This window comes from Sphingobacterium sp. LZ7M1 (assembly GCF_024296865.1).
Classification (GTDB): Bacteria; Bacteroidota; Bacteroidia; order Sphingobacteriales; family Sphingobacteriaceae; genus Sphingobacterium.
Genome location: NZ_CP101134.1, coordinates 3,143,635 through 3,156,233 on the forward strand (window position 1 = coordinate 3,143,635; position 12,599 = coordinate 3,156,233).

12 protein-coding genes are annotated in these 12,599 nt (G+C 40.2%); 4 read left to right on the forward strand and 8 right to left on the reverse strand.

Annotation, left to right across the window (positions count from 1 at the left end):
- Positions 1-7: 7 nt before the first annotated feature.
- The 8 genes from NMK93_RS13575 to NMK93_RS13610 all read right to left on the reverse strand — a co-directional run bounded on the left by NMK93_RS13575 (position 8) and on the right by NMK93_RS13610 (position 9,802).
- On the reverse strand, positions 8-1,432 hold the full coding sequence (locus NMK93_RS13575; RefSeq protein ID WP_254527865.1) for a Gfo/Idh/MocA family protein: 1,425 nt from the start codon (positions 1,430-1,432) through the stop codon (positions 8-10).
- A gap of 18 nt (positions 1,433-1,450) precedes the next feature.
- Positions 1,451-3,133: a GMC oxidoreductase gene (locus tag NMK93_RS13580; RefSeq protein ID WP_185218430.1), complete on the reverse strand. Its 1,683-nt coding sequence runs from the start codon at positions 3,131-3,133 to the stop codon at positions 1,451-1,453.
- A gap of 20 nt (positions 3,134-3,153) precedes the next feature.
- The gene (locus NMK93_RS13585; RefSeq protein WP_185213670.1) at positions 3,154-4,404 is read right to left on the reverse strand and encodes a nucleoside permease; all 1,251 of its coding nucleotides are present in this window, start codon (positions 4,402-4,404) and stop codon (positions 3,154-3,156) included.
- Between the two features lie 99 nt (positions 4,405-4,503).
- Complete coding sequence (locus NMK93_RS13590) at positions 4,504-5,430, reverse strand: hydroxypyruvate isomerase family protein (protein WP_185213669.1); 927 nt, start codon at positions 5,428-5,430, stop codon at positions 4,504-4,506.
- Positions 5,431-5,457: 27 nt separating this feature from the next.
- Positions 5,458-6,438 carry an FAD:protein FMN transferase gene (locus tag NMK93_RS13595; RefSeq protein WP_254527866.1) on the reverse strand — a complete coding sequence of 327 codons (981 nt, stop codon included), beginning with the start codon at positions 6,436-6,438 and terminating at the stop codon, positions 5,458-5,460.
- A gap of 29 nt (positions 6,439-6,467) precedes the next feature.
- Entirely contained in the window at positions 6,468-7,781 is a 1,314-nt protein-coding gene (locus NMK93_RS13600) for a Gfo/Idh/MocA family protein (protein ID WP_185213667.1), read from the reverse strand.
- 40 nt (positions 7,782-7,821) lie between these two features.
- On the reverse strand, positions 7,822-8,787 hold the full coding sequence (locus NMK93_RS13605) for an SUMF1/EgtB/PvdO family nonheme iron enzyme (RefSeq protein ID WP_254527867.1): 966 nt from the start codon (positions 8,785-8,787) through the stop codon (positions 7,822-7,824).
- A gap of 100 nt (positions 8,788-8,887) precedes the next feature.
- A complete protein-coding gene (locus tag NMK93_RS13610) occupies positions 8,888-9,802 on the reverse strand; it encodes an AEC family transporter (protein ID WP_254527868.1) in 915 nt (304 codons plus the stop codon).
- Positions 9,803-9,919: 117 nt separating this feature from the next.
- Between NMK93_RS13610 and NMK93_RS13615 the strand changes: the two genes are divergently transcribed.
- The 4 genes from NMK93_RS13615 to NMK93_RS13630 are packed head-to-tail and all read left to right on the forward strand — an operon-like array spanning position 9,920 to position 12,553.
- Positions 9,920-11,059 carry an acyloxyacyl hydrolase gene (locus NMK93_RS13615; RefSeq protein WP_254527870.1) on the forward strand — a complete coding sequence of 380 codons (1,140 nt, stop codon included), beginning with the start codon at positions 9,920-9,922 and terminating at the stop codon, positions 11,057-11,059.
- 55 nt (positions 11,060-11,114) lie between these two features.
- Entirely contained in the window at positions 11,115-11,813 is a 699-nt protein-coding gene (locus tag NMK93_RS13620) for an SMUG2 DNA glycosylase family protein (protein ID WP_254527872.1), read from the forward strand.
- Positions 11,800-12,324 (forward strand): DUF488 family protein, encoded by a 525-nt coding sequence (locus NMK93_RS13625; RefSeq protein ID WP_254527874.1) that lies wholly within the window; start codon positions 11,800-11,802, stop codon positions 12,322-12,324. Before NMK93_RS13620 ends, NMK93_RS13625 begins: the two co-directional genes overlap by 14 nt.
- Positions 12,325-12,340: 16 nt before the next feature.
- Positions 12,341-12,553, forward strand: a complete 213-nt coding sequence (locus tag NMK93_RS13630) for a DUF2945 domain-containing protein (RefSeq protein ID WP_093097998.1) — start codon at positions 12,341-12,343, stop codon at positions 12,551-12,553.
- Positions 12,554-12,599 lie beyond the last annotated feature (46 nt).

The following is a 12,599-nucleotide window of genomic DNA, read 5'->3' on the forward strand; positions in this document are numbered from 1 at the left end:
TCTTTAATTAAATTGTGTATTTAACATCCCAACCTTGGCGATAGTTACGTTTTACAAACTGATTAACCACGTCAAAGTTAGTAACTTTCATATTTTCGTTATCCCATAATAGCTTCAAGCTACGTCCAGGATATCTTCCATCTACACGTAAATCAGCACCACGGATAGCTAAGTTAGCCATTAATAGCGCCTCAGTCAATGGACCTGAGATTTCGAAAGGAGCACTTACTTCTTTCTTGCCATATCCTGCGATACAAGCTTCCACCCATTGTGCATAGTGACCACCTGCAGCTCCTGGTACACGCTCATATTTCAACGCTACGTTTTCTTTTCTAGAGGTAGGAAGTAACCTTGCGTTCTCACCGTAAGTATCAGCTAAGATTTTTCCTTTATCACCGATCAATAAGATACCATTACCACCATCACCGAAAATTTCGTTAGGTCCTAATTCTTCAGGACGAGCTGGTTGAATACCACCGTCCATCCAGTGCAAGGTCACAGGTCCTGTAGTTCTAGCAGCTTTCGGGAAAGTCATTGTCGCGTGAGAAGATGGAGGACAGCTTTCTGGGAAGTATCCACGTTTGAACTCATCCACATAAACTGAACCTACAGATGCTTGAACATCTTGTACATAAGTAAGCCCTAGGACGCTAAATGGAACCTCTAATAGGTGACATCCCATATCTCCTAGTGCACCTGTACCGTAATCCCACCAACCTCTCCAGTTGAATGGAACCAATTTATCTACAAAATCCTTTTGAGGAGCAGTTCCTAACCAAAGATCCCAGTTCAGTTCAGAAGGTACATTAGCCTTTTGCGTAGGCCAAGAAATACCTTGAGGCCATACCGGACGGTCAGTCCAACAGTAAACCGTATGAACATTACCGATCAGACCAGCTTCATACCACTCACGCGCCTGTCTAGGACCATCATTCGATGCTCCTTGGTTACCCATTTGAGTAACGACCTTGTATTTTTTGGCAGCATCCGTTAGAACCCTTGCTTCCCATACATCGTGTGCCAATGGCTTCTGAACATATACGTGCTTACCTAACTGCATCGCAGCTAAAGCTTGGATAGCGTGGTTATGATCGGGAGTTGAAACAGAAACAGCATCAATGTTCTTGTGCTCTTTGTCCAACATCTCGCGGTAATCTTTATAATATTTAGCTTTTGGAAAACGCTTTCTTGAAGTGGCAGCTCTACGGTCATCCACATCACAAAGGAAAGCAATATCTGCTTTTCCTGAATCATGGAATGATTTGATATCACTCTCACCTTTACCACCTACACCGATACCCGCAACAACTAATTTATCACTAGGAGCAGTAAATCCAGTACCACCTAATACGTGTCTAGGCACGATGCTGATTCCAGCCGCTGCTATCGCAGAATTCTTAATAAAATCTCTTCTTGAATTATTCTTACTCATATTATTGGGTTTAGTTTGTTATAAATTACCTTTTTTCAGCTCACTTACAGCAAAATCTACAGCTCTTGCAGTCAAGGCCATATAAGTCAATGAAGGATTCACACATCCTGCAGAAGTCATGGCAGCTCCGTCAGTAACAAATACGTTCAATGCATCCCATACTTGGTTGTTGCCATTCAACACTGAAGACTTAGGATCTCTACCCATTCTTGCAGTTCCCATTTCGTGGATACCCATACCGAAATTATAACCGCCATCATAAGTATTTACATCCTTAACGCCGATTTTCTCCAACATTTCCTTCATCTCTTCGGTCATGTCCTTACGCATTTTTTGCTCATTGTCCTTGATTTCCATATCCATCGACAATACAGGTAAGCCCCATTTATCTTTGACAGTCTTATCCAATGAGATTTTATTTTCATGGTAAGGAAGGATTTCACCGAATGCTGTAAATCCAACGCTCCAGTTTCCAGGTTCGCATAATGCATCTTTCCATGCACCACCCACCTGCATTTCTGCAATCTCTCCAGACCAACGGCCACGGCTTCCTGAACCCTGATAACCAAATCCACGTACATAGTCACGTTTCTTGGTATCACTAGGGATATTTACAAATCGAGGTACATAAAGGCCAGTAGGACGTCTTCCGAAGAAATACTTGTCATCATAACCTTCAACCCTACCACCAGCTCCCAATCGGAAGTGGTGATCCATTGCATTGTGTCCCAATTCACCACTGCTACTTCCCAATCCACCTTCCCAAACATCAGTAGCCGAGTTCATCAACACCCATGTTGAGTTAAATGCAGAAGCACATACAAAGATTACTTTTGCAAAGAACTCATAAGTTTTATTTGTTTCAGCATCAATGATCTCAACACCTTTTGCTTTTTTGGTGTCTTTATCATAGATGATCTTCGTTACGATAGAGAATGGTCTCAACGTCAGATTACCGGTCTTCATTGCTGGAGGTAATGTAGAAGACTGTGTACTGAAATAACCTCCAAAGTTACATCCCAACCAACATTGATTTTGGTATTGACAGTTGATACGGCCAGTATGCGGTTGGGTAATATTGGCGGTACGTCCCATAATGAAGTGACGATTTCCACCATATTCTTTCTTCAAACGCTCAGCTAGATCTTTCTCAACGATGTTAAAATCCATCGCAGGCAAGAAATCGCCATCCGGAAGTACATCCAGACCATCACGGTTACCGGAAATACCCGCCCATTTCTCAGCATAGCTATACCAAGGTGCGATATCTTTATAACGGATAGGCCAATCTACTCCATGGCCATCTTTCAAGTTTGCTTCAAAGTCCAGATCACCTAAACGGTAACTCTGACGACCCCACATCAACGAACGACCTCCAACATGATATCCCCTAAACCAGTCAAAGCGTTTCACTTCCGTGTATGGACTTTCTTTTTCATTAACCCAGAAATCTAAGTTTTTCTCGTTCAATGGGTAATCACGTTTTAAAACAGGGTAATCCTTCTCCATCTGCACTGTCCTACCACCACGGTGTGGATATTCCCATGCGTCTTTGTTGGCATGATAATCTTTCACGTGCTCCACATTGCGGCCACGCTCTAGCATAATTGTTTTCAGACCTTTCTCAGTAAGTTCCTTGGCTGCCCAGCCACCACTGATTCCAGATCCGATAACAATAGCATCATATACATTATTTTCCACCATTATCTTTTAAATTTTAATTAGTTTTCTACTTGTGTCTGAATAGTTTCCTTTTTGAAGAAAAGCATGAAGATGATCATCACCACAAATGCAATCCCCGCAGGAACTATCCATAATTTATTCCAGAACAAAGCCAAATCCGATGCTTTGATGTTCACATACATGTCACTCACATAACCTGCCACCCAGAATCCGATCAATTGGCCTACTCCATATGTTGCCAACGTAATCAATCCCTGAGCCGCACTCTTATTATCTTTTCCAGCTTTAGAATCTGTGTAGATCTGACCTGATACAAAGAAAAAGTCATAACAGATCCCGTGCAGTGCAATACCGATCAATAGCATAAAGGTCATCTCGCCTGCATTGCCATATGCGAATAATACATAACGAATTACCCAAGCCAACATTCCCAACAAAATGGTGTTCTTAAAACCAAATCTTGTAAAGAATACAGGTAATAACAATAAACAAAGTGCTTCTGAAATCTGACCGATCGTCATTTTACCTGTTGCATTCGCTAAACCGATCTCGGTTAAGAATGGATTCGCATATTGGTAATAAAACGCCAATGGAATACAGATCAGGATAGAACAGATAAAGAACACCAAGAAGTTACGATCTTTCAATAACTTGATGGCATCCAATCCTAAGATCTTAGAAATGCTTTCTTTCTCACCACTGTTTCCAGCTTTCACAGGTGGAGTTTTCGGTAGAGTAAATGAGAAGATACCCAAAACCAAAGAAGCAATTGCTGACATCATAAAGGTGTTTTTCAACAGGCCTTCTTGTAAGCCTTCTGGGCTATCCCATTTAAATAGGTAACTGATAGACAATCCAGCGATAATCCATCCGATAGTACCCCAAATACGAATAAATGAGAATTCCTTTTCAGGATTCTTCATCTGTCTAAATGATACGGAATTCACTAATGAAAGTGTTGGCATATAGAGGATCATATAGCCTAGAACATAAGGGAAGAAAGATCCGATGGAATCACTCTGATAAAGTTGGTACATTAGGAATGCCCCAACTAAGTGCAGAATACCAAGGATTCTTTCTGCATTGAAATATCGGTCTGCAATCATTCCGATGATAAATGGAGCTATAATAGCACCCCATGACTGTGTAGAGAACACATTTGCGATCTCCAAGCCTGACGCTTTTAAATTGTTTCCTAAAAATGTTCCGAGCGTAACGAACCAAGCTCCCCAAATAAAAAATTCGAGGAACATCATGAAAGAGAGTTTAAATTTAATTGATGAAGACATTCTAAAAGGTTTACTAAAATCTTGAATTTAAAGATAGAGATAATATGCTAATAACAAAATATAATCACGAATTTGTTTCAATACTAAATCCCTTTAGCATTAGAAGGAATCAACCTCCCTATAGGCTTTAACCAAGGTTTCTTCACCTTCTTTGCCCGACTTGGACATACCGTGCTCCATTCCAACCACACCTTTATACCCCTTCTCGTACAACCATTTAAATAGGTTCTTATAATTGATTTCTCCAGTTGTCGGCTCCCTTCTTCCCGGGTTGTCACCAACTTGGATATAACCGATTTCACTCCAGCATAAATCCATCATCGGAATTAAATTCCCTTCATTTTTTTGTTGATGGTATACATCATATAGAATCTTACATGATGGGCTATTTACAGCCTTACAGATTTCATAGGTTTGATCGGTAAATCTTAAGAACAGGTCTGGCGTATCACTCAATGGTTCCAATACCATGGTAATACCGTGCGGTTCGAATATTTCCGCTCCTTTTCTCAACCCTTCTACAACATTCGCAGTCTGCACACCAATTGGAAGGTTTCTGACATAATCTCCCGGTACCACAGTTACATGCTTTGCATGACAACGTTTCGCGATCTCGACAGACTCCCTGCATCCCTTTAGAAACACATCTACAAACTCCTGTTTTCCAGCAGCTAATGAATTCGCACCATTACCACCTTTGGGCACCACAAATACACCCATGGTCATCCCTAACTTCGCTAGCAAATCACCGATTTTCTTTTGTTCATCCACCGAACGACCTGGCATGCCATTGTCTTCAATTCCTCTGAAGCCTAAGTCATACATATATTGAATTTCATCAAGGAAATTCTTTCCTGCCGTTGCACTGAACATCCCTTGGTGCGGCGCATAGTTTAATTTGAATGGTTGATTGGCTGATTTCGATTCCATAGGTTTTTGAGATTGATCATTGGCAGAAAGCCCATTAGAGAATAATGAAGCTCCAACCAAAAGGGAACTGTTTTTTAAAAAATCCGAACGTTTCATTTAGGTATAAGTTTAAATTTTAAGTATTTAATCGGTTAGCAAATACTTCTTGAATCCAGCAGATTGGGCTTCTTTCACTGTCCCTTCCTCCAAATACATTAAATAAATATCAATTATATTTTTGGAATTCGCAAATGAAATCGCGTCCTCTGGTTTCATCGCAATGAACACATTATCATAGGCATCCGCCTCCATTGCTGTATTGGCAACCACTGTTACTGATATAATCTGTGATTTAATCGGAAACCCTGTTTTGGGATCCATATGATGTGAAAACCTGTAATCTTTTACTTTACGAAACTTCTCGTAACTCCCTGAGGTCGTGACCGCTTTGTTTCTTAATTCCAGAATATGGTCTGAACCTCCGATAGCCTGCTCCGGCCTTTGCACCAACACCTTAAAAGTGCTTTGATCGGGTTTTGTACCATAAGCCCTAATCTCTCCCCCCACCTCTACAATAAAACTTGCTATTTTCTTTTTTAGGAGAAAGTCATGTAAAACATCAACAGTGTAGCCTTGGGCAATTCCATTCAGATCAACCTCCACCTTTGGGGCCTTCTTTTTCAAGGTTTTTCCCGATAAGCGAAGTTTATCCATCCCGACATGCTCCATCGTTTCCCTGATAGTCGCTGTATCTGGAATATCAACGACTTCCTTTGGACCAAATCCCCATAAGGAAACCAATGGCATCACCGTAACATCAAATAAACCTTTCGAGTCTTTATATACTCGGAAAGATTCCTTCATCACTTTTAACATATGAGGATCCAATTTCATTTTATCCGTATTGGGATCATTAAACCTTGAAATTTGGGAATCCTTCTTATAAAGGGACATGGATTGATCTATGACCGCAAATATACTGTCGATAGAAGATTGGGTAATTGAAGCTGTTGGAGCGTAATAGCTAATGGTATAGGTTGTACCTTGAGCCCGTCCGTAAAGTTCGTGTTTCTGTAAAGCAGAAATTGGTTGCTGCCCATAGGCACAGCAACCAATTAATATCATAATGATAAAATTACAGAGTTTTATCACTATTAAATGTATTTCTCTACATCATGACCTGGAACTGCAACCGGATAGAATCCATCTGCATTCGGCAATACCTTTGGTTTTGCATCCCAAGTGAACTGATCAGGCATCAAGCTGATATTGGATTGAATAGCCTCATCCCACTTGATCACTTTTCCAGTATAACAAGCGATCCTTCCGATAATACCGGTCAACGAGCTATACGCTCCGTATTCGGCATCTTCAAATTTATATTCACCTTTAGCAATAGCTTCAAACAATTCTTTGTGCTCTTGCTGGTAAGGATTAGGATTACCTTTTGGATCGTGACGATAGATTTCTTTACCGTCTGGACCATATAAAACAGCCTGGTTTCCAGCAGATAAATACACTCTACCTTTAGTAGCCTGAAAGGTCTCATCTACCCTATTCGAGATTCCTTCAAAGTGACGACATTGGCTATAAACCACTGAACCATCATCATAAGTTAATTCAATAGCGAAGTTGTCATAGATCTCCCCATACTCCTTTCCAGTTCTATGGGCTCTACTTCCGGTTCCTTGGATAGAAACAGGATATTTTTGTTTTACCCAGTTAGCAATATCGATATTATGCACGTGTTGCTCAACAATATGGTCACCACATAACCAGTTAAAATAATACCAGTTACGCATTTGGTACTCCATCTCAGTTTGATTTGGTTTACGAGGTCTTACCCAAACACCACCGCTGTTCCAATATACCTGTCCGGAAACCACATCTCCGATAGCACCATCGTGAATACGCTTAATTGCTTCTCTATAGTTTGTTTGGTAGCGTCTTTGCAAACCTACCACAACGTTTAATTTCTTTTGTTTCGCAATTTTTGCTACTTCCAAGACCTTGCGAACTCCTGGAATATCAGCAGCCACTGCTTTTTCCATGAAAACGTGTTTGCCTTGTTTAACAGCCTCTTCAAAATGAATAGGTCTGAATCCTGGAGGAGTCGTTAATAAAACGACATCAGCATCTTTGATTGCAGCTTTATAGCCATCAAAACCCACATATTTACGGCTATCTGGCACATCTATCTTATCCCCAAACTTCTCCTTAAGTGTATCATAAGTAGAATCCAGGTTATCTTTAAATGCGTCGGCCATTGCCACTAATTTGATATTTTGACCTGAAGCAAAAGCATCAAATGTTGCTCCAGTTCCACGACCACCACATCCAATTAAAGCAATTTTTATAACGTCAGAACCTGCAGCGAATACACTGCTCACTGAACTACCCGTTAAGGCAGCAGCACCCACTAGGGCAGAAGAAGATTTTATGAAATCCCTACGTTTTAAACTTTCCATGAAATTAGATTTAAATTGAGTATTATACGGTTTAAGTTAATTAAAAATCCTTCAAAGGCGCTTTATCATAATACGCCATAATCTCCTCATGACTAGGTTGTTTAACCGGGCGTACTAAACGCATCCCTACGAAAGGAGCTTCCGGAAACCACCAGTTTGATTTTGGAATCTGTGGGTCCAATTGTTTCCAAATCGGGTCTGACGCCCCTCTTGCAGCTGAACGCATATCGGCAGCTCCACTTTCAAATGAACCGCCACGTACCGCATGAGGATATAATTTGGTCGGAACATTCACCGGGTTATCTGACACCTTACCTTCCAAAGTTTTATAAAAATCAGCATCATACTGATCATAGGTCCACTCCGAAACGTTTCCTAAAATATCATATAAACCCCAAGGGTTCGCTTTTTTTGTTCCAACCTTCGCTGTTTTACCAGATGAATTATCCTTGAAAACTGCATAGTCAGCTAGCTGCGCTGCATCATCTGCAAAGAAGTATTCGGTTTCAGAACCTGCTCTTGCAGCATATTCCCATTCCGCTTCAGTTGGTAACCTATAAAAAACACCCGTTCTTACATATAACCATTTACAGAACTGTATAGCATTGTAATGGGTCATTGCCAAGGCCGGTTGACCATCCTTGCCAAAACCAAAGGTCATATCCAGATATGGCTTTGTAGGCCTAGTCACCGCATCAACTGCTGTTGGCACTTTTCCATCCGTAGACTTGGTGATCTCGTAATCCTTGTATAAAAATGGCTCGAAAATATTCCAAGTAACTTCATAGGTACCCATCCAAAATGGATCTAACTTCACTTTATGAACGGGTTTCTCATCCGCATTAGACGACTTCGCACTTCCCATGTTAAATTCTCCTCCAGGAATGGCTTCCATCGTGAATTCTAAACTTGTCCCTTCTATCTTTTGTGTGTAACGCTCGTGTTTTTCTTGCGCATTAGACATTTGTATCCCTGCCAACAAGGCAAAGAATAAAACTCTCCTCATAAATAGTTATAGTATGTAAAAACTTAAAATCAATTCGATTTTCAATGAAATTATTTCAATAAAGATAAGCAATTCTAGAAATATTTCAATAACATTTAGGTTACATTAGGAATGTAATAAGGACTTGATACCAGAAGTAAGTGCTCAAAAGACCCAAGGGAATACTCATCCCAATGACACTGTTTCCCACCTTCGAATTCAACTTAAACTGACTTAATATAATACTGGTAGCCACCAAACTAGGCATCGCCATCTCAAATATAGAAACCTGAACAATCTCCCCTTTTAGCCCCATCATGAAGGCTACAAGGATTACGATTGCAGGTGCAAAAATCAGTTTATAAACCAAAGCATAGGTAATATTGGGAATTTCACTCTTTACAATCCCAAAGTTCAGTTGAAGGCCTATTGAAAACAAGGCGATGGGAGAAACCGTAGATCCTAAAATCCTAAAGAAATCATCTAAACTGCTTAGGTCTATTAACCTTCCCAAGGTTAAAGCCAATAAACATCCTATCAATGGAGGGAATGTAAATACCCTTTTCAAAATATACCTGAAATCAACATTATTCTTCTTCTTTAAACTCCCTTTCATAGCGACTACCACCCCTACGGTAGACAGCAAGAAAAAGGTCATCTGATCACTAACGATTCCTATTGGCAGGGCATCCGTGCCGAAATAAGCTGTAATCAGAGGAAAGCCAACGAAAGAAGTGTTGCTCAATCCAGCGATCAACATCAAGGTATGGGAAGTTCTTTTGGATATACGGGTCACTTTTTCCAGGATATAAAAGAAAATCAAGGACCCTGTCAACACCAAAACTGGTCCCAACATCGTGAACAATAAATTATTGTCCCAGCTCAACTTTGGTAGATAATTAAAGGAAATGGCAGGCAATCCGAAATACAAAACCCATGCATTCAAGGCTTTATATCCATCTTTGGCAACCCAATTAAATCTTCTACTTATTATCCCAGCGGCTAGGCAAAAAATAATGAGGATAAAGTTTGACACGTTAGCTAATTTTTTTTCAGCACGATCATTTGAAACAAAAATGACACTGAACTCGTTTTAAGGCACAAAGTTATTACTATTTTTGTCGACTTATGTATAATCCATAATTATTATTCTGTGATTAAGCACACTATACTTATCTTATTTACGCTTCTACCCTTTTTGGCCAATAGCCAAATAACGCAAATCAAAGAGGAAATCAAAAAGAGTCCATTGATTCTGGAACTAGAAACCGAAAACGGCGGCATTCTCGCTCAAAAAGGTCTTAAATCTTCAACCTATGAAGGTGCTTATTATAATGGATTAAACTTTAAGATCGGTTGGAAACAGCGTGCTAAAAAAGATCAGTATTATCAAATATACAACTACCCTATTTATGGTATCGGACTATATTCTAGCACCTTCAATACCGATATCTTAGGTAGCCCTTTCGCAATTTATGGCTTTGTCCAAACTCCAATCGCTCCAAAAGAGGACAGCCGCTGGAGCTATGATTACCGCATTGGCCTTGGTCTATCCGGAAACTTCAAGCCTTACAACGAAAATGAAAACCCATTGAATCTAGTCATAGGATCAAAAAACAACGTGTTTATTGACCTAGGGATCAGAACCCAATATAAAATCAATCCTCATTGGAAAGCTGGAGTAGGATTGGCATTCCATCATTTCTCTAATGGAGCACTCCGATTGCCTAACAAAGGTGTGAACTTGGTGCCTTTGACTGTTTCGGTAAACTATCAATTTAATCCTGACATCAAGATCAATCGAGATTCTGTACTTAAGCCCTATTCCAAAAAGATCCTTTACCATGTTAATTACGGTGTAGGATTTAAACAATTAAAGAATGAATCTGATGAACGGTTCTTTAAATCTACTTTGAGCCTTTATGCCAGTAGACATGTTTCTTATAAATGGAGGCTGGGTGGAGGATTTGACCTCTTCTATTCCTCATCAGGAAATGACGCCGAAATAGCGGGGGACAAATCTGGAAAGTTAAGTTCTAAATTATCAGGAGGCCCTTCCTTCTATGTGGCCCATATCCTCAATGAAAAACTGGTCCTGAACGGTAATGTGGGCTATTACTTGCACAACCAACGCTTCAACGGCGAAATCAGGCGTGTGTTCTTAAGAGCAGGTGCCCGCTATTACGTCTATAAGAACATCAATGCAGGGGTTTCCATTAAAGCTCATATGGGTAAGGCCGATTTCATCGAATGGACTGTCGGTTACACTTTCAATAGAGATAAAGGAAATTAAACCTAGCTTTTTCGTACCTTTAATGAAGCAATAGGAAACCAAATCCATTTGTCAAATGAATTTTGCAGATAAAGTAATTGACTTCAACCAAAGGCTTCAATATACAGGCAAATTACCCGAGGGATTTTTTGTGATGAACCCTTTTATGGATAATCCTGAGACCCTGGAAGTCATGCGGAAATTCTACAATCAATATTATGCCGACAACAATCCCCGAAAATTCCTGATCGGAATCAATCCCAGTAGACATGGTGCCGGCGTTACAGGTGTCCCCTTCACGGACACAAAAAGACTGGAATCGGCATGCGGTATAAAAATGACTTCTGCACGTACGCATGAAATATCTTCCGTCTTTATGTATGATATGATTGAAGAATTTGGCGGAGCAGCCGAGTTTTACAGAGAATTCTATATTAACTCCCCTTTCCCATTGGCCATAATCCGTGAAGTTAAACCCGGCCAATTCCTCAATGCCAATTACTACGATGACCCCAAACTCTTCCTTGCGGTTAAAGATTTCATGATCGAATCCCTAAAAAGCCATATCGAATTAGGTCTTTACCAAGATGAGGTCTTTATTTTAGGAAAAAAGAATGCCCAATTCATCCATAAACTCAATCAGAAAGCCAATCTATTTGATAAACTGACAGTCCTTGAACACCCTCGCTTTATTCAGCAATATAAATCAAAAGAAAAACCACTCTATATAGATAAATACTTAGTCGCATTCAATCAAAATCATGGAACGGTCTAAGATCATATACAGCATTGGGCATTCGACCCATCCCATCCAAGAGTTTTTGGATATGCTGGACTCCTTTGACATTGAACTCCTGGTCGATATAAGAAAGTTGCCTGGCTCTCGTAAATTCCCGCAATTCAATCAGGATGCACTCAAGATCTCCTTAGAAAAACATGGAATAAAATACATCCATCTGAGCTCCTTGACCGGTCGTAGACCTGCTCACAAGGACAGTCATAATAACGCTTGGAGAAACCCTTCCTTTCGGGGCTATGCCGATTATATGGAAACAGATGAATTTAAACAGGGAATCATTGAATTAGAAGCTATGGCAACTGAACAAAAAACGGTCTATATGTGCTCAGAGGCTGTTTGGTGGAGATGCCATCGATCTTTAGTTTCCGATTATCTGAAGATACGAGGATGGCAAGTCTATCATATTATGGCTATTGGCAAAGCTCAGGAACATCCATATACCTCAGCTGCACGCATTGTAGACGGTAAATTAAATTATTCATCATAAACAAGAACCTATTATCATGGACACAAAATTCAAAATTGGTGACCTGGTCAGCTGGAATTCTGAAGCAGGTCGGGTTTCTGGAACCATCATCAAAATCCATACTAGCGATTTCGATTATAAAGGCTACACCCATCGAGCCAGCCCGCAAGACCCGCAATATGAAATCAAGAGCAGTAAGACCGACCATATCGCTGCCCATAAAGGAAAAGCATTAACGCTCGAAAAATAATTTAATTAATGTAACAATACATGTTACATAAACTCATTTTTTCTAC